The sequence below is a fragment of the Ramlibacter sp. MMS24-I3-19 genome, from assembly GCF_050320135.1.
Taxonomy (GTDB): domain Bacteria; phylum Pseudomonadota; class Gammaproteobacteria; order Burkholderiales; family Burkholderiaceae_C; genus Ramlibacter.
On record NZ_CP190017.1, the window covers coordinates 2,310,582 to 2,334,473 of the forward strand.

The 23,892-nt window shown below is 71.1% G+C and carries 21 protein-coding genes and 1 pseudogene; 21 read left to right on the forward strand and 1 reads right to left on the reverse strand.

What is annotated here, in order from left to right; genetic code table 11:
- Nucleotides 1-6 precede the first annotated feature (6 nt).
- The 12 genes and pseudogenes from ACPWT1_RS11615 (at nucleotide 7) to ACPWT1_RS11670 (ending at nucleotide 9,608) form a co-directional block, all read left to right on the forward strand.
- Nucleotides 7-144: a cbb3-type cytochrome oxidase subunit 3 gene (locus tag ACPWT1_RS11615; protein WP_427911342.1), complete on the forward strand. Its 138-nt coding sequence runs from the start codon at nucleotides 7-9 to the stop codon at nucleotides 142-144.
- Between the two features lie 10 nt (nucleotides 145-154).
- Nucleotides 155-1,073: pseudogene (gene ccoP, locus ACPWT1_RS11620) on the forward strand (cytochrome-c oxidase, cbb3-type subunit III).
- Nucleotides 1,074-1,476: 403 nt separating this feature from the next.
- A complete protein-coding gene (gene ccoG / locus ACPWT1_RS11625; protein WP_427911343.1) occupies nucleotides 1,477-2,898 on the forward strand; it encodes a cytochrome c oxidase accessory protein CcoG in 1,422 nt (473 codons plus the stop codon).
- 12 nt (nucleotides 2,899-2,910) lie between these two features.
- Nucleotides 2,911-3,165, forward strand: a complete 255-nt coding sequence (locus tag ACPWT1_RS11630) for a nitrogen fixation protein FixH (protein ID WP_427911344.1) — start codon at nucleotides 2,911-2,913, stop codon at nucleotides 3,163-3,165.
- A gap of 35 nt (nucleotides 3,166-3,200) precedes the next feature.
- A complete protein-coding gene (locus tag ACPWT1_RS11635; RefSeq protein WP_427911345.1) occupies nucleotides 3,201-3,422 on the forward strand; it encodes a hypothetical protein in 222 nt (73 codons plus the stop codon).
- 69 nt (nucleotides 3,423-3,491) lie between these two features.
- A complete protein-coding gene (locus ACPWT1_RS11640) occupies nucleotides 3,492-4,937 on the forward strand; it encodes a PAS domain-containing sensor histidine kinase (RefSeq protein ID WP_427911346.1) in 1,446 nt (481 codons plus the stop codon).
- A complete protein-coding gene (locus tag ACPWT1_RS11645; protein ID WP_427911347.1) occupies nucleotides 4,934-5,578 on the forward strand; it encodes a response regulator in 645 nt (214 codons plus the stop codon). The genes ACPWT1_RS11640 and ACPWT1_RS11645 overlap by 4 nt, the downstream gene beginning before the upstream one ends.
- 134 nt (nucleotides 5,579-5,712) lie before the next feature.
- On the forward strand, nucleotides 5,713-6,099 hold the full coding sequence (locus ACPWT1_RS11650) for a response regulator (RefSeq protein WP_427911348.1): 387 nt from the start codon (nucleotides 5,713-5,715) through the stop codon (nucleotides 6,097-6,099).
- Nucleotides 6,100-6,130: 31 nt separating this feature from the next.
- Entirely contained in the window at nucleotides 6,131-6,931 is an 801-nt protein-coding gene (locus tag ACPWT1_RS11655; RefSeq protein WP_427911349.1) for a helix-turn-helix domain-containing protein, read from the forward strand.
- A 10-nt stretch (nucleotides 6,932-6,941) separates the two neighbouring features.
- Nucleotides 6,942-7,544, forward strand: a complete 603-nt coding sequence (locus ACPWT1_RS11660) for a hemerythrin domain-containing protein (protein ID WP_427911350.1) — start codon at nucleotides 6,942-6,944, stop codon at nucleotides 7,542-7,544.
- Nucleotides 7,541-8,911, forward strand: coding sequence for an oxygen-independent coproporphyrinogen III oxidase (gene hemN / locus ACPWT1_RS11665; RefSeq protein ID WP_427911351.1), 1,371 nt, complete (start codon nucleotides 7,541-7,543; stop codon nucleotides 8,909-8,911). The genes ACPWT1_RS11660 and hemN overlap by 4 nt, the downstream gene beginning before the upstream one ends.
- A gap of 7 nt (nucleotides 8,912-8,918) precedes the next feature.
- The gene (locus tag ACPWT1_RS11670) at nucleotides 8,919-9,608 is read left to right on the forward strand and encodes a sulfite exporter TauE/SafE family protein (protein ID WP_427911352.1); all 690 of its coding nucleotides are present in this window, start codon (nucleotides 8,919-8,921) and stop codon (nucleotides 9,606-9,608) included.
- Between the two features lie 5 nt (nucleotides 9,609-9,613).
- Here the strand turns inward: ACPWT1_RS11670 and ACPWT1_RS11675 are convergent, their stop codons facing one another.
- Nucleotides 9,614-10,411: an SDR family oxidoreductase gene (locus ACPWT1_RS11675; protein WP_427911353.1), complete on the reverse strand. Its 798-nt coding sequence runs from the start codon at nucleotides 10,409-10,411 to the stop codon at nucleotides 9,614-9,616.
- 186 nt (nucleotides 10,412-10,597) lie between these two features.
- On the opposite strand from ACPWT1_RS11675, the gene ACPWT1_RS11680 reads away from it, so the two are divergent.
- The 9 genes from ACPWT1_RS11680 to ACPWT1_RS11720 all read left to right on the forward strand — a co-directional run bounded on the left by ACPWT1_RS11680 (nucleotide 10,598) and on the right by ACPWT1_RS11720 (nucleotide 22,286).
- Nucleotides 10,598-10,813 carry a hypothetical protein gene (locus ACPWT1_RS11680; protein ID WP_427911354.1) on the forward strand — a complete coding sequence of 72 codons (216 nt, stop codon included), beginning with the start codon at nucleotides 10,598-10,600 and terminating at the stop codon, nucleotides 10,811-10,813.
- A gap of 151 nt (nucleotides 10,814-10,964) precedes the next feature.
- Nucleotides 10,965-11,318, forward strand: a complete 354-nt coding sequence (locus ACPWT1_RS11685; protein ID WP_427911355.1) for a hypothetical protein — start codon at nucleotides 10,965-10,967, stop codon at nucleotides 11,316-11,318.
- A gap of 130 nt (nucleotides 11,319-11,448) precedes the next feature.
- A complete protein-coding gene (locus ACPWT1_RS11690) occupies nucleotides 11,449-13,365 on the forward strand; it encodes a hybrid sensor histidine kinase/response regulator (RefSeq protein WP_427911356.1) in 1,917 nt (638 codons plus the stop codon).
- 48 nt (nucleotides 13,366-13,413) lie between these two features.
- Nucleotides 13,414-15,801 carry an ATP-binding protein gene (locus tag ACPWT1_RS11695; protein WP_427911357.1) on the forward strand — a complete coding sequence of 796 codons (2,388 nt, stop codon included), beginning with the start codon at nucleotides 13,414-13,416 and terminating at the stop codon, nucleotides 15,799-15,801.
- Between the two features lie 129 nt (nucleotides 15,802-15,930).
- The gene (locus ACPWT1_RS11700) at nucleotides 15,931-17,319 is read left to right on the forward strand and encodes an HlyD family efflux transporter periplasmic adaptor subunit (RefSeq protein WP_427911358.1); all 1,389 of its coding nucleotides are present in this window, start codon (nucleotides 15,931-15,933) and stop codon (nucleotides 17,317-17,319) included.
- Nucleotides 17,298-19,463 (forward strand): hypothetical protein, encoded by a 2,166-nt coding sequence (locus ACPWT1_RS11705; protein ID WP_427911359.1) that lies wholly within the window; start codon nucleotides 17,298-17,300, stop codon nucleotides 19,461-19,463. The genes ACPWT1_RS11700 and ACPWT1_RS11705 overlap by 22 nt, the downstream gene beginning before the upstream one ends.
- A complete protein-coding gene (locus ACPWT1_RS11710; protein ID WP_427911360.1) occupies nucleotides 19,460-21,073 on the forward strand; it encodes a preprotein translocase subunit SecA in 1,614 nt (537 codons plus the stop codon). Before ACPWT1_RS11705 ends, ACPWT1_RS11710 begins: the two co-directional genes overlap by 4 nt.
- The gene (locus ACPWT1_RS11715; protein ID WP_427911361.1) at nucleotides 21,070-21,381 is read left to right on the forward strand and encodes a hypothetical protein; all 312 of its coding nucleotides are present in this window, start codon (nucleotides 21,070-21,072) and stop codon (nucleotides 21,379-21,381) included. Before ACPWT1_RS11710 ends, ACPWT1_RS11715 begins: the two co-directional genes overlap by 4 nt.
- Nucleotides 21,378-22,286 (forward strand): efflux RND transporter periplasmic adaptor subunit, encoded by a 909-nt coding sequence (locus ACPWT1_RS11720; protein WP_427911362.1) that lies wholly within the window; start codon nucleotides 21,378-21,380, stop codon nucleotides 22,284-22,286. Before ACPWT1_RS11715 ends, ACPWT1_RS11720 begins: the two co-directional genes overlap by 4 nt.
- Nucleotides 22,287-23,892: the final 1,606 nt, after the last annotated feature.

Sequence of the window (23,892 nt, forward strand, 5' to 3'; positions counted from 1 at the left end):
GACACCATGGACATCACCACCCTGCGCATCGTGGCCACGCTGGCCTGTTTCGCCACCTTCCTCGGCATCGTCGCCTGGGCGTACGCGCGCTCCAACCGCGAGCGCTTCGAGGCCGACGGCCGCATTCCGTTCGAGAGCGAGTGAGGACCACGCCATGAGCGATTTCACCGGCAACTTCTGGTCGGTCTACGTGGCCGGCGTCACCCTCGCGGGCATGCTCGCGTGCCTGCTGCTGCTGTGGATCACGTCCCGCAAGAAGGTCGAGCCGACCGCGGACAACACCACCGGCCATGTCTGGGACGGCGACCTGGTGGAGATGAACAACCCGATGCCGCGCTGGTGGATGTGGCTGTTCGTCGGCACGGTCGTGTTCTCGCTGCTGTACCTGGTGGCCTATCCGGGCCTGGGCACCTACCAGGGCGAGCTGGGCTGGACGTCGCGCGACGCCTACCAGGGCGAGGTGGCGCAGGTCCGAGCGCGAGCTCGCGCCGCTGTATGCGCAGTTCACCGCGCGCAAGGTGGAGGAAGTCGCAGGCGACCCGGCCGCGATGGCGATCGGCGAGCGGCTGTTCATGAACAACTGCGCCCAGTGCCACGGCTCGGATGCGCGCGGCAGCAAGGGCTTTCCCAACCTGGCCGACAACGACTGGCTGCATGGCGGGTCGCCGGAGAAGATCGTGGAGACGATCACCGGTGGCCGCCGGGGCAGCATGCCGCCCATGGCGGCGGCGGTGGGCTCGGCCGACGACGTGAAGAACGTCGCGAACTACGTGCTGTCGCTGTCCGGCGCGCCGCACGATTCGCTGCGCGCGCAGCTGGGCAAGAGCAAGTTCACCGTGTGCGCCGCCTGCCACGGCGCGGACGGCAAGGGCAACCAGGCGATCGGCGCGCCCAACCTCACCGACGACACCTGGCTGCATGGCTACGGGGAGCAGGCGATCATCGCCATGGTCAACAACGGCAAGACGAACGTGATGCCGACGCAGCAGGGCAAGCTTAGCGACGCGCAGATCCATGTGCTGGCGTCGTATGTGTGGGGGCTGTCGAACAAGGCGGTGGCGGCGAAGCCTTGAAGGTGAGGTGTCGTTGACGCGTTCGGGGTGCGCGGAAGGCGGTGCCTGGCAGGGTCTCAGACGGTGAGAGTCGGTTCCCTGCGCTCGCTCCCGTCACCCAAATCGACCCTGCCAGACACCGCCTGCCGCGGGCCGGCGCATTGCGTGCTCGGGCAGGGCCCCTCATTCCGCGACGCTGTCATCCCGGGCTTGACCCGGGATCCAGCGACGGCGGCCGTCCAAGCACCGCACTGGATTGCGGGTCAAGCCCGCAATGACAGAGGAGGGCAGAGCGCTCGATGCTGGAGCCGAGCCGGTCTGTCGTCGCGCGCGCCCAACTGCGCTCCGCCTGATCCAGCGCAAACACAGCCCCGTGCTGCACCGGCACCATGGCGTGGCCGGTCGCGGACCGCGCTTGCCTCCCATGAACCAGAAAGTCATCCCCATCCTGCCGGTCCCCGCCAGCGAGTCGCTGTACACGAGCGAGAAGAAGGTCTACCCGCGCGCCACGACCGGCACCTTCGCGCGCTGGCGCTGGATCTTCGTGTGGCTCACGCAGGCCGTGTTCTACGGGCTGCCCTGGCTGTCATGGGCGAACGAGGCCGGCAGCCGGCAGGCGGTGCTGTTCGACCTGGCGGCGCGGCGCTTCTACCTGTTCGGGGCGGTGCTGTATCCGCAGGACTTCATCTACCTCACCGGCCTGCTCGTGGTGAGCGCGCTCTCGCTGTTCCTCTTCACGGCGGTGGCCGGGCGCCTGTGGTGCGGCTTCTCCTGTCCGCAGACGGTCTACACGGAAATCTTCCTGTGGATCGAGCGCAAGGTGGAAGGCGAGCGGCAGCAGCGGCTGAAACTCGACGCCGGCGCGCTCTCGCTGGAGAAGCTGGTCAAGAAGTCCTTCAAGCACCTGCTGTGGGTCGGCGTGGCCATGTGGACCGGCTTCACCTTCGTCGGCTACTTCACGCCGCTGCGCGAGCTGGGCATGGAGTTCCTGCAGACCCGCATGGGCTCGTGGGAGGTGTTCTGGGTGTTCTTCTACGCCGGCGCGACCTACGGCAATGCCGGTTTCCTGCGCGAGCAGGTCTGCAAGTACATGTGCCCCTACGCCCGCTTCCAGGGCGCGATGTTCGACCGCGACACGCTGATCGTGAGCTACGACAGCGCGCGCGGCGAACCCCGCGGCACCCGCGGCCGCAATGACGACTTCGCGGCCAAGGGCCTGGGCTCGTGCATCGACTGCAACCTGTGCGTGCAGGTCTGCCCGACCGGCATCGACATCCGCAAGGGGCTGCAGTACGAGTGCATCGGCTGCGCGGCCTGCGTGGACGTGTGCGACGGCGTGATGGACAAGATGCACTACCCGCACGGGCTGATCCGCTTCACGACCCAGAACGCGCTGGCGCGCGGCGAGTCGCGTCGCGAGATCGTGCGGCGCGTGCTGCGTCCGCGCATCCTGGTCTACGCCGCGGTGCTGGTCGCGCTGTGCATCGCGCTGGCCGCGAGCCTGGTGCTGCGCACGCCGCTGAAGGTGGACGTGGTGCGCGATCGCGCGGCGCTGGCGCGGCTGGTGCCGGGCGGCAAACTGGAGAACGTCTACCGGCTGCAGGTGATGAACGCCACCGAGCAGACGCAGCACTACCGCATCACGGCCGACGGACTGCCGGGCCTGTCGCTCGCCTCCGATCCCGAGGTGACGGTCGGGCCGGCCGAATCGCGCTGGGTCGCGGTGCGAGTGCAGATCGCGGACGGCTCGGCCAGCGCTGGCTCGCATCCCATCCACTTCGACATCGGGGCCCGGGACGCCGACGCGCACGTGCGCGAGAAGTCCGTGTTCCTCGTGCCCCGTTAGGAGACAAGACGCATGACCCCGGATTCCGATTCGCCGCGCCCCTGGTGGCGCCACGGCCACCTGTGGCTGGTGATCGCCGGCCCCGCGATCGTGGTGCTGGCCTCGATCGCGACCCTGGTGCTCGCGGCGCGCGGCGCCGATCCGTTGGTGGAGGAGCCTGCCTGGCGCCGCAGCAGCCTGCAGCAGCAGCGACCCGACGAGCGTGCCCGCGTGCCGGCGCTGCAGGCCCGCAACCATGCCGCGACGCCTGCGGCGCCCAATCGCTGAAGCGCCATGGTCGCGCGCACGTTGATGCTGGTGGTGTGGCCGGCCTTCTCGCCGCCTGTGTGCTGGAGCTGGCCGTCTTCGCGCTGGTCGACCCGCTGGACCTGCGGTGGGGCGGCGCGGCGCTGGCCTGTCCGCGGGCGGCGATCTACACCGCCGCCTTCTTCCTCTTCTGGGCCGCGACCTGCGCCGCCTGTTCGCTGAGCACCTTGCTGGCCATGACGGGCGAGGCAGTCAACCGGCGCACGGACACCGGGTGAGCCTCGGGGCGGGGCTGCCTCGTCGGGCAGGCGGGGTTGCGGTAAATTCGCCGCGAGGACCCCGCCGCTTTGCCCGAGACCCCCGTCACCGATCCCACCGCCGCGGCCCGCCTGGCCGCCCTCCTGGACTCCGCGATGGACGCGATCATCACCGTCGATGAGGCGCAGACCATCGTGCTGTACAACCGCGCCGCCGAGCGCATCTTCGGCTGGCCCGCGCAGCAGGCGCGCGGCATGTCGCTCGACGAGCTGATCCCGCAGCGCTACCGCGGCAGCCATGCGGACCATGTGCGCCGCTTCGGCGCCACCGGCACGAGCTCGCGCCGCATGAGCGGCAGCAGCGTGGTGTTCGGGCGGCGCGCCGATGGCGAAGAGTTCCCGGTCGATGCCTCGATCTCGCAACTGGACACGCCGGAGGGCAAGCTCTACACGGTGATCCTGCGCGACGTGACCGACCGCGTGCGGACCCAGGACGAGCAGTCGCGGCTGGCGGCGCGGCTGGCCGGCCTGATCGATTCGGCCATGGACGGCATCGTCACCACCGATGCCAGCCAGCGCATCGTTCTCTACAACCGCGCCGCCGAGAAGATCTTCGGCTGGACCCAGGACGAGGTGATCGGCCAGCCGCTCGACGTGCTGCTCCCGGCGCGGTTCCGCACCCAGCATGCGGCGCAGGTGCAGGGCTTCGGCCGCACCGGCGTCACGTCGCGGCGCATGGGCGACGGGCTCGTGATCCACGGCCTGCGCCGCAACGGCGAGGAGTTCCCGATGGACGCCTCGATCTCGCAGCTCGATGCCCCCGAAGGCAAGCTCTACACCGTGATCCTGCGCGACGTCACCGAGCGTGTGCGTGCGCAGCACGACCTCGCCGCCTTCGCCGCGCAGGCCAGCGCCATCCGCGAGCAGGAGAAGAGCCGCGTCGCGCGCGAGCTGCACGACGAACTGGCGCAGTCGCTCACCGCGCTGAAGATGGACGCGATGTGGCTGCGCGAGCACCTGCAGTCCGACCCGGTGCAGGTGCAGGCCAAGCTCGACCAGATGCTGGCGATGCTCGATGGCAGCGTGGCATCCACGCGCCGCATCGCCGCCGACCTGCGGCCCCTGGTGCTGGACGACCTGGGACTGGTGCCCGCCATCGAATGGCTGGTGCAGAACTTCAGCCAGCGCAGCGGCGTCGCGTGCGAGCTCGATGCGCCCGACGACATCGAGCTGGGCGAGCCGCATGCGACCGCGGTGTTCCGCATGGTGCAGGAATCGCTGGCCAACGTGGCCAAGCATGCGCAGGCGGCGCAGGTCGCCGTGGTGCTGCGGCGGCTGCCGGGCGCGATCCGCCTCGAGGTGCAGGACGACGGTGTCGGTTTCGACACCGCGGCGCCGCGGCGTGCCGAGTCGCTGGGTCTCGCGGGCCTGCGCGAACGCGCGCAGCTCGCGCAGGGCTCGCTCGAGATCCGCAGCCAGCCAGGGAAGGGCACGCACGTGCAGGCCGTGCTGCCGGTGCAGGAGGAGCAGCCGTGATCCGCCTCGTGATCGCCGACGACCACGCCATCGTGCGCGAGGGCCTCAAGCGCATCGTCGCCGACGCGCCCGACGTGCAGGTGGTGGGCGAGGTCGCCGACGGCAACCAGGTGCTGCAGGTGGTGCGCGCGCAGGAGTTCGACGTGCTGGTGCAGGACCTGTCGATGCCGGGCCGCAGCGGCATGGAGCTGATCAAGCTCGTGAAGGCCGAGAAGCCCAAGGTGCGCATCCTCGTCCTGAGCATGCACGAGGAGCTGCAGTACGCGGTGCGCGCCATCAAGTCGGGCGCGAGCGGCTATCTCACCAAGGAGAGCGCGCCGGGGCAGCTGGTGCAGGCGATCCGCAAGATCGCCGCCGGCGGTGCGTTCGTGAGCGCGGAGGTCGCCGAACAACTGGCGCTGGGCGCGATGCCGGGCGCGGTGGAGCAGGCGCCGCACCACGTGCTGACGGACCGCGAGTTCGAGGTGTTCCGCCAGCTCGTGGCCGGTGGCACGGTGACCGAGGTCGCGGCACGGTTGAACGTCTCGGTGAAGACGGTGAGCACCCACAAGGCCAACCTGCTGCAGAAGCTGGGGCTGCAGAACCAGAGCGAGCTGGTGCGCTACGCGATGCGGCACGGGCTCGCGGACAAGGACGTCTAGCAGTCCAGCTCCCTGCGCCTAGGACGATTCCTAGGCGTCGTCGGAGTCCTTCCCAGGCGCAACCGGCGCCTTCCGAGGCGTCGCTTCAGCCGGCGCCGATGGTCCGATCACGGGCCGGCGGCGACAGTAGCGGCATGCCACGCAGCGCCGATTCCCTGAAGGTTTTCCTCGCCGACGATTCCGCCGCCATCCGGGCGCGCGTCGCCGACCTCCTGAACGGGGGCACCGAGATCGTCGGGGAAGCCGAGACGCCGCAGGCCTGCATCGCCGGCATCCTGGCCACGCGCCCCGACGTCGTCGTGCTGGACGTGCAGCTCGATGGCGGCCCCGGCCTGGCCGTGCTGCGCGCCGTGCGCGAAGCCGCGCCGCAGGTGGCCTTCGTCGTCTTCAGCAACAACGCCGGCCCGGCCTACCGCAAGCGCTATCTCGCAGCGGGCGCCTCGCTGTTCCTCGACAAGTCGTCCGACGCCGCTCTCTTGCCCGGCGCCGTGCACGCCGCCTCGCAGTCGCTGCCCCATTGAGCCGCCCATTTCATCTCCGAACGAACAACCAATGACCTTCGCCGCCACCCCCGACGTTGCCACGCGGTCCATCGCGCGCGCCATCCCGATCCGGCCCGCGTCCACGCAACGCCGCAGCGAAGTCGCGCCGCTGAAGACGATGTGCTCGACCTGCCACCTTCGCGACCTGTGCCTGCCCTGCGGGCTGTCCGGCAGCGATGCCGAGTGCCTGGACCGCCTGATGTTCGGCCGCCGCAAGGTGGCCGCGGGACAGACGCTGTACCGCCCCGGCGACCGCTTCCAGTTCGTCTACGCGGTGCGCAGCGGCACGTTCAAGACCAGCCTGCCGCTCGCGGCCGGCGGCGAGCAGGTGAGTGGCTTCCAGATGGCGGGCGAGCTGATGGGCCTGGACGGCCTGGCCAACGGCGTGCATGCCAGCAGCGCCACCGCGCTGGAGGACACCGAGGTGTGCGCGATCCAGTATTCGCACCTGAGCGAGCTGGCGGCGCAGAACGGCAACCTGCAGATGGTGCTGGCCCGCCTCATGAGCCGCGAGATCGTGCGCGAGCACAGCCTCATGGTGCTGCTCGGGAGCATGAACGCGGAGGAGCGCCTCGCGGCATTCCTGCTGAACCTGTCGCAGCGGCACAAGGCGCGCGGCTATTCGGCCACCGAGTTCCACCTGCGCATGTCGCGCGCCGAGATCGGCAGCTACCTGGGCATGAAGCTGGAGACGGTGAGCCGCACCTTTTCGGCGTTCCAGCAGCAGGGCCTGCTGGAGGTCGACAAGAAGCACGTGCGCATCACCGACATCGACGGCCTGACTCGGACCTTCGAGGCCCGCGTGCATTGAGGACGACGCCATGATCGACACGCCTCGTGCCCCCGACATCATCCGCCGCGAGCATTCGGCCGTCGCCGCCGTGCTGCGCTCCATCCTGCCGACGGTCGAACAGGCCGGCGAGGATCCGCCCGAGCGCTTCTTCGACGTGCTTCGCGCGATGCTGTTCTACATCGACGAATTCCCCGAGCAGCGGCACCACCCCAAGGAATCGAACCTGCTGTTCCCGCGGCTCGCCGCGGCGGCGCCGGAGCTGATGCCGGTCATCGAGCGGCTCGAACGCGAGCACATGCAGGGCGAGGCGAAGGTGCGCGAACTGCAGCACCTGCTGCTGGCCTGGGAGCTGGTGGGCGGTTCGCGGCGTGCGGCGTTCATCGCGGCGGCGACCGAGTACGTGAGCTTCTACCTCGAGCACATGCGCATCGAGGAGACCCAGTTGCTGCCGGCCGCCGAGCGCCTGCTGCCGGTGTCGGCGTGGGCCGAGATCGACCGCGCCTTCGCGCACGATGGCGACCCGCTGGCCGGCGCACCGCGCGACCCGGCCTACGATCGCCTGTTCACCCGCATCGTGCTGGCCACGCCCGCACCCATCGGCCTCGGCCGCGCCCTGACCCCCACGCCATGATCCCGCTGCCCACCGAGCTGCTGCGCCGCTTCGACGTCGCCGGTCCCCGCTACACCTCCTATCCCACCGCCGACCGCTTCGTCGAGGCCTTCGGCCCGGCGCAGCTGGCCGGCGCGCTGGCCGAGCGCCGCAGCCTGGCGTTGCCGCTGTCGCTGTACGTGCACATCCCGTTCTGCGAGTCGCTGTGCTACTACTGCGCCTGCAACAAGATCATCACGCGCAAGCACGAGCGGGGCACCGCCTACCTGCGCAGCGTCGCGCAGGAGATCGCCCTTGTCGTCAGGCACCTCGGCACGCGCAAGCCTGTCACGCAACTGCACCTGGGCGGCGGCTCCCCGACCTTCCTCTCCGACGCGGAACTGGGCGAGCTGCTGGCGATGTTGCGCGAGGCGTTCGACATCGTGCCGGGCGCGGAGTGCTCGATCGAGATCGATCCGCGCACGGTCGATGCGAACCGGCTCGCGGCGCTGTACGAACTGGGGTTCAACCGCATCAGCTTCGGCGTGCAGGACTTCGACCCCGACGTGCAGCAGGCGGTGCACCGCGTCCAGCCCGCCGAGCAGGTGTTCGCGCTGATGGAGGCCGCCCGCGCCATCGGTTTCGAATCGGTCAACGTCGACCTGATCTACGGCCTGCCGAAGCAGACCGCCGAATCGTTCGCGCGCACGCTGCAGCAGGTGGCCACGCTGCGGCCCGATCGCATCGCGCTGTACGGCTATGCGCACCTGCCCGAGCGCTTCAAGCCGCAGCGGCGGATCCTCAGCGTCGACCTGCCCGGTGCCGGCGCCAAGCTGTCCATGCTGTCGCAGGCGCTGCAGGCGTTCCAGGCCGCCGGCTACCAGTACATCGGCATGGACCATTTCGCGCTGCCCGGCGACGCCCTCGCGGTGGCGCAGCGGCAGGGACGCCTGCACCGCAACTTCCAGGGCTACAGCACGCATCCCGATTGCGACCTGGTGGGGCTGGGCGTGTCGGCGATCAGCCGCATCGGCGCCACCTACAGCCAGAACGCGAAGACGCTCGACGAGTACCAGGACGCCCTGGACCAGGACCGGCTGCCTGTGGTCCGCGGGCTCGCGCTCACGCGCGACGACCTTGCGCGGCGCGCCGTGATCATGGCGCTGATGTGCCAGGGCCAGCTGTCGTTCGAGGCCATCGGGCAAGCCTGGCTGCTCGATGCGCGCGAGTACTTCGCGCCCGAACTCGCGGCCTTGCGCGAGCACGAGAAGCTGGGGCTGGTGCGCGTGGACGACGAGGGCATCCAGGTCACCGAGGCGGGCTGGTACGTGGTGCGTGCGATCGCGATGGTGTTCGACCGCCATCTGCAGTCGGACCGGCAGCGCGCCAGCTTCTCGCGGATCCTCTGAGCCCGCGATGGTCCTGACGCTGGTCGGCGCGGCCTTCGTGATGGGCCTCGTGGGCGGCCCGCACTGCGTCGCGATGTGTGGCACCGCCTGCGCCGGCGTGATCCGCGTCGTCCGCCGCTCGGATCCGCCGCCCCGCGCCGCGTCGTTGCCGTTCCACGCGGGACGCGTCGTCGGCTATGCGGCCGCGGGCGCAGTCGCGGCGCAGGCCGTCGACGGCTTCGCGTGGATGGGCGAGCACAGCGCGGCATTGCGACCGGCGTGGACGCTGCTGCATCTGGCGGTGTTGGCGTGGGGCCTGTCGCTCCTGGTGCTCGGACGGCAACCCGCGCTCGTGGGCAGCGCCGGCCGGAATCTCTGGAACCGCGTGCGTCCGTGGGCGCCCCGCGTGGGCGGCACCTTCACGGCAGGCCTGCTCTGGGCTTGCATGCCCTGTGGCCTGCTGTATTCGGCGCTGCTCGCCGCATCGCTCAGCGGGGGAGCGGCGGCCGGCGCGTTGTCGATGGCGCTGTTCGCCGCCGGCAGCGCCATCTCGCTCGTCGCTGCGCCGCTCGTGTTCGAGCGCGTGCGCGGGCCGCGCGGGAACGGCAGGGAGGTCTGGGGGACGCGCGCTGCCGGCGGGCTGGTGGTCCTGGCCGCGGCCTGGGGCCTGTGGATGGACCTGGCCCAGCGCATCGCCCTCTGGTGCGGGCTGGCCTGAGCGCGTCAGAACGTGCCCGAGTAGGCGCCGCCGTCGGCGAGGATGTTCTGGCCGACGATGTACGACGCCTGCTGGCTGCACAGGAACGCGCAGACCGCGCCGAACTCCTGCGCGTTGCCGAAACGCTGGGCCGGGATCTGCTTGCGCCGCACGTCCATCACCGCCTCGATGGGCTGTCCGGTCTTCTTCGACGCGCCCTGCATCGTGGTGCGCAGGCGATCGGTGTCGAACGCGCCGGGCAGCAGGTTGTTGATGGTCACGTTGGCCGAGGCGAGCTTGGGGTCGCGCGCCACGCCCGCCACGAAGCCGGTGAGGCCGGTGCGCGCGCCGTTCGACAGGCCCAGGTTGGCGATCGGCGACTTCACCGCGCCCGAGGTGATGTTGACGATGCGGCCGAACCCGCGTTGGGCCATGCCGTCCACAGTGGCCTTGATCAACTCGATCGGCGTGAGCATGTTGGCCTCGACCGCCTTGATCCAGGTGTCGCGCTCCCAGTCGCGGAAGTCGCCGGGGGGCGGGCCGCCGGCATTGGTGATGACGATGTCGTAGTCCTTGCGGAACGCGAACACCTTCGCGCGCCCCTCGGCGGTGGTGATGTCGGCGGCGATCGGCTCCACGCGCGTGCCGGCGGGAAGGCCGGCGACGGCGCGCAGCTGCGTGGCGGCGGCCTCCAATGCCTCGGCGCCACGCGCCACGATGACCACGTGCACGCCTTCCAGCGCCAGCGCCTCGGCGCAGCCGTAGCCCAGTCCCTTGCTCGCGCCGCAAACCAGCGCCCACTTGCCCTCGATGCCCAGCTTCATGTCAAGACCTGCGTGATGGAATGAGGCGGCGATGATACGCACGCGGCCGCGCGGCCGCCCGTGGCGCACGGCGGTTCCCGGCGTGCATGGGGCGCGTGCGTGTTGTGCAAAGTCGACTCCCGTGGCCTCTCCCGGCGGCGAAGGCCGATGTCGTGGAAGAATGGCCGGCACATCCTTTCCGCCAGCATGATCCCTTCCCGTACCGTTGTCCTTGCCGGCGCCCTGGTGGTCGCGGCCATCGGCTGGTTCGTCGCGCCCGCCGCCTTCGGCCGTTCGCTGAAGGCCTGGGAGCTCCTGGTGCTGGCCGCCGCGTCCGCCGGCATCCTGCAGTGGCAGCGCAGCCGTGGCATCCGGCGCATGCGTCGCGAGGAAGACAGCATGCGCGATTCGGCGCTCTGGTAGCGCTGTTCGGCCGCGAACGAGCGGCACCTTCTCCAAGACGAATGGAACCCCGCCGACCGCTGGGGCATGGCGCGGCTTCGTCCGTCGCCGAGTAATTGTTTCGCGATGTAACTCGTCTCCTAATGAGCGACAGCTCAACAGAGAGGCCCCGATGAAGACTGTCCTGCGGGCGGCCGCCACTGCGGTCGCCTCGATCCAGAGCGCCGTCCGCAGCGCACCGACCCCCGCAACGCCTGCGCAGGTCACCACGCTGGCGGACCGGCTGGTCCTGGAGGACGACATCCGCATCCAGATGCACCTGCTGCTGATCTGCGTGCCGCCCGACGATTCGCACCGCCTGCGCCGGCGCATCCAGCGGGCCGACCTGGGTGGCCTCTGGTACCTGCGCAGCGAACTGGTCGGCCTGATCGCAGGCGTGCGCGGCGAGGTCCACGCCCGGGCAAAGGTCGCGGCACTCGACAGCTGGTTCCGGCGCGGCGGCTCCTTCCTGCGCCTGCCGGGCTAGCGTTCGGCATGCAGCGCCGGTGAAGCCGGCGGCTGCCCGGCCGCGCTCCGGGCAGGCTCGACGTGCAACCGCGCGCGCGGCGCCCGGTCTATCCTGTGGTTCCCTCCACACCCGGTCGTTCGCCGTGCGAATGCGTCTGCCGCCCTGGGTCACGCTGGACCGCTGGCTGGTCGGTGGAGCACTGTTGGTCCTCGTCCTGGTGGCCGCGCTGGTGCTGAACGTGGTCAACACGCGCAGCCAGCAGCAGATCGCCCGCCTGGTGTCGCACACCAACGAGCTGCTCGATGCGATTTCCGAAACGCGCACCGACATCCTCCTGCTCGCCTCGGCGGACCAGACCTTCCTGCTGACGAACACCGACGACGACATGCGGCGCCTGGTCCCGCTGACCAGGCAGGCCGCCGAATCCGGGCGGCGCATCGTCGAACTCGGTCGTGGCGACCTGCGGCAGGAGGCGCGCATTCCGCAGGTGCTCGCGCGGTTGCAGATGCTGTCGGAGTACTACGTCTCCGCGGTCGACGGCGAGGGCGCCAATGCGAACCTGGCGGTGCGCTATCGCCTGCTCTCGGGCTACGGGCCGCGCCTGATCGAGAGCCTGAACCGGCAACTGATCGACATGGACGAGATCGGCCGCGACCTGCTGGCCGACCGCGCGGCGGCGTCCGAGCGGGCCTACCGCACCGCGCTGGCCACCGGCGTGGCCACGGGCCTGTCGTCGATCCTGCTGGTCATCTGCTTCGTGGCGCTGATGCGGCGGCACATGCGCAAGCGCCTGCGCGATGCGGCGATGCTGCGCCGGCTGAGCGACGAGCTGCGCGAGGCGGACCGCCGGAAGGACCAGTTCCTCGCGACGCTCGCGCACGAGCTGCGCAACCCGCTGGCCCCGATCCGCACGGCCGCCAGCATCATCGCGGCGCCCCAGCTCGATCGCACCAAGCTGGCCTGGTGCCGCGACGTGATCGGCCGCCAGGTGGCGCACATGGCGTTCCTGCTGGACGACCTGCTGGACATCTCGCGCATCACGCAAGGCAAGCTGACGCTGCGCCGCGAGCCGGTGAGCCTGGCCTCGGTGATCGACGTCGCGGTCGAGGCCGCGCGGCCGCTGATCGAGCGCAAGCTGCATTTCCTGGCGGTGGACATCGAGCGGCCGGTGCCGATCGTGAACGTGGATCCGCTCCGGCTGAGCCAGGCGCTCACGAACCTGCTGACCAACGCCGCCAAGTACACCGATCCGCAGGGCCGCATCCTGCTGCGCGCCAGCCATGCGGGATCCAGCCTGGTGCTTCGCGTGTGCGACAACGGCGTCGGCATCGCGCCCGAGCTGCTGGACCGCGTCTTCGGCATGTTCACCCAGGTCGACGCGCAGCACCGGCGCTCGGAAGGCGGGCTGGGCATCGGCCTGGCGCTCACGCGCGGGCTGGTCGAACTGCATGGCGGCACCGTGAGCGCACACAGCCACGGGCCGGGCACCGGCACCGAGTTCAGCATCACGCTGCCGGACGCGGTGGTCGGGGAGGCCGAGCCGGCCAGCGACAAGGAGCAGGGCGTCGCCAGCCCGGTGGCCGCCGCGTCGTCGCACTACAGGATCCTCGTTGCCGATGCCAACCGCGACGCTGCCGACGCCTTGGGCATCCTGCTGGAGATGGCGGGCCACGAGGTGTGCATCGCCGCCAGTGCGCAGGACGCGCTGCAATGCGTCGCGCGCGATGCGCCGGACATCGCATTCCTGGACACCGACCTGTCCGACCTGGACAGCCATGCGCTCGCGCGGGAAATGCGTGCCACGCCGCAGGGCCGCGCGATGGCGCTGGTCGAGATCTCCGAGCCGGCGCAGTCGGGCGACGAGCAGGAAGCCATGCGGGCAGGCTTCGACCTGCGCCTCACCAAGCCCGTCGATCCGGATGCGCTGGAGGCGCTGCTGAAGCGACCGCTGTCGCAGCTCACGGCGCGTCGGGAAGCCGCCGCCGGCGCTGAAGAAGGGCCGGAGCCCGCTGCGCAGGACGGGCAGGACGAGGTGCCGGCCGCCGGCCCGCTGGGCACGGCCTGAACGCTGCCCGGGTAGACTCGGCCGCCGCGTTCCCGGCACCTCCCCACGATGTACGGTCCCCACAGCAGCCGTCCGGCATTCCTGGACAGCGGCGGCGAGCTTGCCGAGCTCATCGCCCAGCATCCCTGGCACGCCACCGACCTCGGCCCGATCGCCGGCTGGCCGGTGCACGTGCGCCACACGGTGGCCCTGATGCTGCGTTGCGCGGTGCCCATGGTGGCGCTGTTCGGCGAGGCGGGGACCATGGTCTACAACGACGGCTACTCGGTCTTCGCCGGCGGACGCCATCCCCAGCTGCTGGGGTCGCCCGTGCGGTCCGGTTGGCCCGAAGTGGCGGACTTCAACGACAACGTGATGCGCGTCGGCCTGGCCGGCGGAACGCTCTCGTACAAGGACCAGGAACTCACGCTCTACCGGCGCGGCGTGCCGGAACAGGTCTGGATGAACCTGGACTATTCGCCGATCCTCGACGACGACGGCCGACCCGCGGGCGTGCTGGCCATCGTCCTGGAGACCACCGACAAGATGCGGGCCGAGCGGCGCCTGGCCACCGAGCGCACGCGGCTGCTGCAGATGTTCGAGCAGGTCCCCAGCTTTATCTGCACGCTGAAGGGACCGCAGCATGTCTTCGAGTTCGTCAACGGCGCCTACCGGCAGCTGTTCCAGCGTGACGATCTGGTGGGCAAGACCGTGCGTGTCGCGTTCCCGGAGCTGCCGGGGCAGGGCTACTTCGAACTGCTCGACGAGGTCTACGCCTCGGGCCGGCCGCATCGCGCGGAGGTGATGCCGGCGCGGCTGGTGCGCCCGGACGGCGGCGTGGAGCAGAAGTACCTGACGTTCGTCTACCAGCCGCTCTTCGACGACGCCGGCGCGGTCGACGGCATCTTCTGCGAGGGCTTCGACGTCACCGGCACTGTGGGCATCAACGCCGACCTGCAGCGCACCCAGTCGTGGCTGCAGGAAGGGCTGCAGGCCGCGCGCATGGTGGCCTTCGAGTGGGACCTCGTGAACGGGCAGGTGCGCTACTCGGCCAATGCGGCCGAGGTGCTCGGCTACGGCAACGGCGACCCCGGCGTCGGCTTGTCGACGATCCATCCCGAGGACCTGCCGCGCCTGAACGAGGCGATCCGGCACGCGCAGGAGACCCGGGGCGAGTACCAGCTGGTGCACCGGCGCATCCGGCCCGACACGGGCGCGCTGATCTGGGTCGACATCCGCGGGCGCGTGTACGCCGATGCCGGCAGCGAGCCGCGCATCATGCGTGGCGTGGTGATCGACATCACCGAGCGCGTGAGGTCGGAGCAGGCCCTGCGCGAGGCCAACCGGCGCAAGGACGAATTCCTCGCGATGCTGGCGCACGAGCTGCGCAATCCGCTGGCACCCATCGCCACCGGCAGTGCGCTGCTCACGCGCGCGCCGGACAACGCCGACCTGGTGCGCCGCACCAGCGAGCTGATCGATCGCCAGGTGCACCACATGAGCGAGCTGGTCGACGACCTGCTGGACGTCTCGCGCGTGACCCGCGGCCTGATCCAGATCGAGCGCGTGCCCGTGGTCCTGCAGGGCGTGGTGCACAACGCGCTGGAGCAGGTGCGGCCGCTGCTGGAGTCGCGCCGCCACGCGATCGCGGTCGACCTGCCCGAGGCGGACGTGACCGTCGCCGGCGATCGCACGCGCCTCGTGCAGGTGCTGGTGAACCTGCTCACCAATGCGGCGAAGTACACGCCGCCGCAGGGAACGGTGCGCGTGCGCCTGGCCCAGGAAGGTGCACGCGCCCGCCTGACGGTGGAGGACGACGGGGTGGGCATCGACCCGGTGCTGCTGCCGCACGTCTTCGAGCTGTTCACGCAGGGCGAGCGCACGCCCGACCGCAGCCAGGGCGGGCTGGGCATCGGCCTCGCGCTGGTCAAGGCCATCGTGGACCTGCACCAGGGCGAGGTGGCGGCCGACAGCGCGGGCAAGGGCCGCGGCAGCCGTTTCACCATCGTGCTGCCAGTCGCCTCGGCGCAGCACCTTCCGAGCGCGTCGCCCGCGCATGCGATGCTGTCCACCAGGCCGCTGCGCATCCTCGTCACGGACGACAACGCCGATGCGGCCGACTCGCTGGCCGCGCTGCTGCACAGCGACGGGCACCAGGTCGACGTCACCTACAGCGGCGGCGAGGCCCTGGCCGCGATCGATCGCGCGGTGCCGGACGTCTGCATCTTCGACGTCGGCCTGCCGGACATCACGGGGCTGGAGCTCGCGCGCGAGCTGCGCAGCCGCCCGCGCATGGCGGACACGCTGCTGGTCGCCCTGACCGGCTACGGGCAGCCGCAGGACCGGCAGGCCACCACGCTGGCCGGCTTCGACCACCACCTGGTCAAGCCCGTGCTGCCGGCGACGCTGCACGCCCTGCTGGCCGCGCATGCGGCGCGGCATCCGGCCGGGCGCTGAACCGGTCGCGACCGCGCCGGCGGCGTGGCGCCCGCACGACCGTTCACGGCCCGCCGGGTACCTTTCAGGCACTTTGCACTCGCCTCTTCCCTACGCGGGCAGAGAGAATTTGCTTACTCCCTGTCACAGATGGACCTCTCCAGCCCGCCGCCGACATCGACAGCGCACCTGGCCGGCGCGGCGGCGCAGCCGTTGCTACTGCGGGCGCTGGCGGCGGCCCTGTCGCGGGTTTCGCTGTCCGAATCCGCCGCGGGCCTGGGTGCGGAACTGGCGGAATTGCTGCGATGTGCGCGCGTTTCCATCGGCGTGCTGGAGGACGGCGACCTGCGGCTGGCCGGCAGTTCGCATCCTGCGCCACTCCAGTCCGGGCATGCGGGCGCCACGGCGCTGCTGGACGCGATGCAGGAGGCGCTGGACCAGCACGTCGCCGTCGCCTGGCCGCCGGTCGGCGGCCGTGACCTGATCACGCTCGCGCACCGCCAGCTGGCGGGCGCCGGCGCGGCCTGCACCATCCCGCTGGTCGATGGCACCCGCATCGTCGGGGCCCTGACGCTGGAGCGCACGGCGCCGGCGTTCGACGCCATCGAGGTCGACGCGCTCCAGGACCTGTCGCGGCTCGCCGGTCCCGTGATCGATCTCAAGCGGCAGCTCGCGTTGCCCTGGCGTCGCCGGCTTCTGCAGTCGGCCCGCGAGCGGCTTGCCACGCCCACGCAGCGGCATCGCACCATCGCGATCGGCGTGGGCATCGTGCTGCTGGCCCTCGCCATTCCGCTGCCCTGGCGCGTGAGCGCGCCCGCGCGCCTGGAAGGCTCGGTGCAGCGCGCGGTGGTCGCGGCCACCGACGGCTTCCTGCAGCAGGCCAACGTGCGCCCGGGCGACCGCGTGCGCGCGGGCCAGGTGCTGGCCGAGCTGGCGTCGCAGGACCTGCAGCTCGAGAAGCGCCGCCGCGAAAGCGAGATGCGCCAGCACGAGAGCGGCTACCGCGCGGCGCAGGCGGGCTCCGACCGAGCGCAGATGGTCACGTTCCAGGCCAAGGCGGCCGAGGCGCAGACCCTGTTGTCGCTGGTGGAGACGCAGATCGAGCGCGCCCATATCGAGGCGCCGTTCGACGGCATCGTGATCAAGGGAGACCTCACCCAGACGCTGGGCGCGCCGGTGCAGCGCGGTGACGTGCTGATGGTGCTGGCCCCCAACGACAGCTTCCGCCTGATCCTCGAGGTCGACGAGTCCGACATCGGCGCGGTGCGTCCCGGCCAGTCGGGCCGCCTCGTGCTGGCCGCGCAGCCGGACCAGACGCTGCGCTTCGTCACGCGCCGCATCGTCCCGGTGGCGACCACCGCCGAGAGCCGCAATTACTTCGAGGTCGAGGCCACGCTCGAGGATGGCCTGCCGCAGCTGCGTCCGGGCCTCAGCGGAGTGGGCAAGGTCTCCGCCGGCTGGCGTCCCATCGGCTGGTTGGTCGCGCACCGCGCGGTCGACTGGCTGCGCCTGGCCTGGTGGAAGGTCTCGCCCTGGTGAACGAGCCGCTGGTCAGCACGTCCTGGCATCGCGTCGCCGGCCTGCGGCCCAGCCTGGTGCCGGGCCTGCGCATCGTGCGGCAGGAAGTGCGCGGACAACCCTGGCACGTGCTGGTCGAACCCGCGTCGGGCCGCCAGCTGCGGCTCAATCCGTCCGCCTATGCACTCGTGGCGCGGTTCGATGGCGCGGCCACGATCGACCAGGTGTGGCAGCGGCAACTGGTGCAGCAGCGCGAGCAGGCACCGACGCAAGACGAGGTGCTGCGGCTGCTGGCGCAGTTGTTCGGGGGCGGCATGGTGCGCTTCGATGCGGCGCCGCACCTGTCGCTGCTGTTCGCGCGCCGCGACGACGAGTCGCGCCAGCGCCGGCGCGGCATGCTCAACCCGCTGATGCTGCGCATGCCGCTCGCCGATCCGACGCGGCTGCTGGACAAGCTGGCGGCCGTGGGTCGCTGGCTGTTCCGCCCAGCGGCCTTCGCGGCGTGGCTGGTGGCCGTGCTGCTGGCGCTGGTGACCGCAGGCGCGCACTTCGCCGAGTTGCAGGCCGACGCCAACCGCCTGTTCGCCACACCTTCAAGTTACGCGATCGCGTGGATCTGCTATCCGCTGCTGAAGCTGCTGCATGAACTGGGGCACGGCCTGGCCGTGCGCCGGCACGGCGGCCAGGTGCACGAGCTGGGCCTCTCGCTGATGTTCCTCACGCCGGCGCCGTACGTGGATGCGAGCGCCGCGAATGCGTTCCCGCTGCCACGCCAGCGGCTGGTGGTGAGCGCCGCCGGCATCCTGGTGGAGGTCGCGCTCGCGTGCATGGCGCTCGCGGCCTGGGTACTGGTGAGCGCGGGCACCGTGCGCGACATCGCGCTCGTGGTGGTGCTGACCTGCTCGCTGTCGACGGTGGTGTTCAACGCCAATCCGCTGATGCGCTTCGACGGCTACTACGCGCTGTGCGATGCGCTGCAGCTGCCCAATCTCGCGCTGCGCAGCAATGCGTGGTGGTCGCGCCGCTGGCGTGCCTGGATCGGCGCGCCGATGTCCGGTCCGTCGCCGCTGATCGCGCCGGGCGAAGCCAAGTGGCTGGCCGGGTACGCGCCGGCGGCGGCGATCTACCGGGTCACGCTGCTGCTGGGGCTCGTGTTCTGGGTCGGCGGCCATTCGTGGCTGCTTGGCTGGCTGGCGGCCTTCGCGCTCATGGCCTGGCTGTCCCGCGTGCTCTGGCGTTGGGCGCACGGGGGCGCCATGGGCGGCGATCCGGCACTGCGGCGACGCTCCCTGCGGGCGGCAGGACTCGTCGCGGGCGGCGCGCTCGTGCTGCTGGTCGCGGTGCCCGCCCCCCAGCATGTCGTCACGCGCGCGCTCGTCTGGCCGTCCGACCAGGCGCAGCTGCGCGCCGGCGCCGGCGGCTTCATCGAGCGCCTCGAATTGCCGCAGGGCGCGAAGGCGCAGGCAGGGCAGGCGCTCGTGATCCTGCAGGACCCGGTGCTGGTGGCCAGCCACGAGAAGATCGCCTCCGAGCGCACGGGCCTGCTCGCGCAGCAGTACAGGGCGCTGCTCACGCAGCCGGTGCGCGCGGCGGACCTGGCAGAGGACCTCGATCGCAACGCGGCCGAACTGGCGCGGGCGGAAGAACAACTGGCACAGCTGGAGGTGCGTGCGCGCGCCGCAGGAGAGGTCGTGTGGGCCCGCCCGCAGGACCTGCCCGGCAGCTACGTCAAGCGCGGCGCGATGCTCGGCCACGTGCTCACCGGCGGCGCCGCGCACGTGCGCATCGCGCTACTGGAGGACGATTACCTGCGCACGCGCGGTCGCGTGCGTGGGGTGCAGGTCAGGCTGGCCGAAGCGCCGGGGATGGTCCACGAGGCGCGGCTCTCCGACGCCGTCCCGGGCGCGAGCCTGGAGTTGCCGGCGCCGTCACTGGGCGATCGCTTCGGCGGCCCGATTCCCGTCGATCCCGCCGATGCGAACGGCCTGCGCACCCGCGTGCCGGTCTTCCTGCTCGATGCCGAAGTGCCGTCGCTCCCCGCGACAGCAATCGGCGAGCGCGCCTGGGTGCGGCTGACGCTGCCCATGCAGCCGCTCGGCTGGCAATGGGCCGCGCAGCTGCAGCGGTTGCTGATCAAGCAGTTCAATCCGGGCGGGCAGGCATGACCAGTGCAGCCGCAGCCTGGCCGTTCCCCGGCCTGGTGTGGGGGCCGTACCCGCAGCTGCGCCTTCCGCTGCGCGACGTGCGGCGTCCCGCGCGGCTGGGTGCGCGCGCCCTCGCGGCCGAAGCGCGCGCGCTCCATGTGCAGTTGAAGGAGCAGATCGAGGTCGAGCGCACGGTCGACGCCTTGCGGCAGGTTCCGCATGCGCGTCGTGACGATGCCTGGCTGCGGCAGGCCCTGCGCGTCGCCGCCGCGGCGATGGAGCAGGCGCTGGGCGTGCGGGCCTACTGGCAGCAGCTGATGGCGGCCAGGGCCCTGCTGGACCAGCGGCTGGCGGAGATGGACACGGGCGAGGGCAAGACGGTGGCGATCGCACTGGCGGCAGCCGTCGGCGCGCTGGCCGGCACGCCGGTGCACGTGGTCACCGCCAACGACTACCTCGCTGGTCGCGACGCCGTTGAGCTGCGCGGCTTCTATGCGAGGCTGGGCCTCACGGTGTCCTCCATCGCGCAGCCGATGGAGATGGCGCAGCGCCGTGCGGCCTACCCCTGCGACGTGACCTACTGTACTGCGAAGGAGCTCGCCTTCGACTACCTGCGCGACAGCCTGCTGCAGCCCACGGACCTGTCGCCGATCGAGCGGCGGCTGCGCCAGGACGGCGCAGCGGGTTCGCAGCAGCCGGTGCTGCGCGGCCTGTGCATGGCGATCCTGGACGAGGCCGACACCATCCTGATCGACGAGGCCCGCGTGCCGCTGGTGCTGTCGCAGGCCGCACCGCCGGTCGCCGAGCAGGCGTTCCTGCGCCGGGCACTGATGCTGGCGCACCGGATGCGCGAACGGCGCGACTACGTCGTGGAGGCGGGCTCGGTGCGGCTGACCGACGCTGGCCTGGCGCAGCTGGCGACGTGGCCCGAAGATCCGCATCCGCTGCTGGGGCATCCGCAGCACCGGGCCGCCGCGCTGGAGATGGCTGTCACCGCCGTGGCGCGTCTCGCGCGCGATCGCGACTACGTCGTGCGCGACGGCGAGGTGCAGCTGGTCGACGAGAACACGGGCCGTACGTCCCCGGGGCGCGCGTGGAGCCGCGGGTTGCACCAGCTGGTCGAACTGAAGGAGGGCGTGCCGCTCACGCGTCGCAACGCGACGCTGACCCAGGTCACGTTCCAGCGTTTCTTCATCCGCTACCTGCGGCTCGCGGGCATCAGCGGCACGCTGCGTGGCGCCGGCGCGGAGCTGCGCGCTGTGTATGGCCTTCGCACCGTGCGCGTGCCGCCACGCACGCCGCGCCAGGTGCGGCATGAACCCACGCGCCTGCTGGCCGACAGCGCCACGCTGTGGCAGGAGGTCGCCGCGCGTGCCGCCGACCTGTGCGGGGCAGGGCGTGCCGTGCTGGTCGGCACCGAGAGCGTGCAGCAGTCGGACGCACTGGCCGACGTGCTGCGTGCCCGCGGCCTCGACCCGGTGGTGCTGAATGCACGCCAGGACCAGGAGGAAAGCGACGTGATCGGCGCTGCGGGCCGGTCCGGGCGCCTGACCGTGGCGACCAGCATGGCGGCCGCGGCGCGCACATCCACGTCGCGCCCGAGGTCCTGGCCGCCGGCGGCCTGCACGTGATCCTGTGCCAGCTGAATGCATCGCCCCGCATCGACCGCCAGTTCCTCGGCCGCACCGGGCGGCAGGGACAGCCGGGCAGCTGCGAAGTGATGGTGGCGCAGGACTTCGCCCTGCTGCAGCGATGGCTGCCCGGCTGGTGGCATTCCGTCACGCGCCTGCTCGGTTTTCGCCGTTCATTGGTCTGGGCCAGCCTTCGGGCGGCCCAGTCAGCGGAATCCTTAACCCGTACGAAACAACGTGTAAGACTTTCCCGCCTCGCCGAGAACGAAGAGCGAGACCTGAATTTCAGTCGCTGGGGATTGGGATGAACCGCTTGGGTCGTGCACTGCTGCCGCTTGCCCTGCTGCTCCTGGCGCCTGCCACCCGGGCGGCGGGGCTGCAGCCTTTGGGCTGCCTGATCGAGCCGTTCAGCGTCTCTGACCTGGGCAGCCCCGTGGTCGGGGTCATCGAGCAGATCCACGTCGAGCGCGGCGACCGCGTCCGCGCCGGCCAGCCGCTCGCCAGCCTGCGCGCCGACGTCGAGCGCATGTCGGTCAGCGTCGCCGAGGGCCGCGCCCAGGGCATGGGCGAACTGAAGGCGGCCGAAGCCAACGCCGAACTGGCGCGCCAGAAGCTCGCGCGCGCGGTCGACCTGGCGCGCCAGGAATTCATCAGCACGCAGGCGCTGGACCAGACCCGGGCCGAGGCGCTGGTGGCCGAGAACCGGCTGATCCAGGCGCGCGAGCAGCGCGAGATCTATGGCCGCGAGCACGAGCTCGCACGCGCGCAGCTCTCGCTGCGCACCATCCGCAGCCCGGCCGACGGCGTGGTGGCGGACCGCTACATGTCGGTCGGCGAGCGCGTCGAGGAAAAGCCCGTGTTCCGCATCGCCGTGGTCAATCCCCTGCGGGTGGAAGTGGTGCTGCCGGCGCAGCTGTACCCGGTGGTGCGCAAGGGCACCCAGCTGCGCATCACGCCCGACTTCCCCAACGCGCAGCCTCGCGTGGCCACGGTGGCGCTGGTGGACGGCGTGATCGAAGGTGCGAGCAACACGTTCCGCGCCAGGCTGTCGCTGCCCAATCCGGGCAACGCCCTCCCCGCAGGCTTGCGCTGCAAGGCCGACCTGCCCGGCACCGAGAACACGGCGTCGGCGCGGAAGGATGCTGGTGCCAATGCGCCGCCGAAGGTGAACGTGCCGGTTGCCACCAGCCTGCGGGTGGGATCCGGCCTCTGAGGCGGCCATGATCCGCGGCTGGCTGCGTCGCAGGAAGCCCGAGCGCCCCACGCGCAGCGCGCCGCATGCCGAGTGGCTCGAGCCGCGCCTGCTGTACTCGGCCGACATCGGCGGCGTGCTGGCCGCCACCGCCGCCGAGGCCGTGGCGCAGACCCGCACCGTCGCGCCCACCCTCGAATACACGGCGATGGCCACGGCCACGCCGACCGATGCGGACGTGCGATCGGCGTATGCGCTCACGCCGATGCAGTTCGAGACCAACAAGGGCCAGCTGGGCGAGGGCGTCGACTACGCGGCCTCGGGCGTCGGCTACGCGGTGCGGCTGGGCGGCGGTGGGCAGGCCGAGCTGCTGCTCGATGGAGCGGACCAACCGGTGCGGCTGGAGCTCGTGGGTGCCAGGCCGGGCACCGCCATCGGCGAGGACCCGCTGGCCTCGCGCAGCAACTCGCTGGTGGGCCAGGATCCGTCGCAGTGGGTCACCGACATCGCCAACTACGGCAGCGTGCGCTACCAGGGCGTGTACGACGGCATCGACGTGCGGTACTACGGCAACCAGAGCCAGCTCGAATACGACTTCCTGCTCGCGCCCGGCGCCGACGCATCGCAGCTGCAGCTGCAGTTCCATGGCACGGACAAGGTGAGCGTCGATGCCAACGGTGACCTCGTTCTGCAGGTCGCGGGCAGCCGCGACATCCGCTTCCAGGCGCCGGTCAGTTACCAGGACGGTCCCAACGGACGCGAGAGCGTCGAGAGCCACTACGCGCTGCAGCCCGATGGCACGGTGCGCATCGTGGTCGGCGCGTACGACACGAGCCGGGCGCTGGTGGTCGATCCGGTGCTGTCGCACGCCAGCTACCTGGGCGACAAAGGTGGCGAGACAGCCCTGGCCGTCGCCGTGGGCGCAGATGGCTCGGTGTACGTGACCGGGCACACGACCTCCACGTCCGGCATCTTCGGCTCGCGCCTCGCCAGCGGCAGCGACAGCGACGAGGCCTACGTGGCCAAGTTCACCTCCGACCTCACGACCCTCGTGTATGCCACGCGCATCGGCGGCAGCAACGACGAGGAGGGCGCCGCGATCACGGTCGATGCGGCGGGCGAAGCGATCGTCACGGGCTGGACCAAGTCGAACGACTTCGCCGGCGTCACGACGAGCAGCGACCAGTCGGTGCGCAACGGGCCGCAGGATGCCTTCCTGGCCAAGCTGAACGCGAGCGGCAATGGCCTGGTGTTCAGCACCTACATCGGCGGGACCGGCAACACCGACACCGGCAGCGGCGTTGCCATGGGCGCCGACGGCAGCATCTATGCGGCCGGCACCCTGTCGGGCACGTCGGACGATGCGTACGTCTACAGGTACACGGCCAGCGGCACTTCGCTGTCCAGGTGGCAGTACGGCGGCACCGGCGCCGAGGGCGCTGCGGGCGTGGCGGTGGATGCGGCCGGGAACGTCTACGTGGCCGGCAACACGCTCTCGAACGACCTGGCCATCACGGGTGGCGCGCAGAGCACGCGGCCCGGCAACGCCGACGGTTTCCTGGTCAAGTACAACGCCAGCGGCACCGTGACCTACTCCACCTACATTGGCTGGACCAAGGACGACACG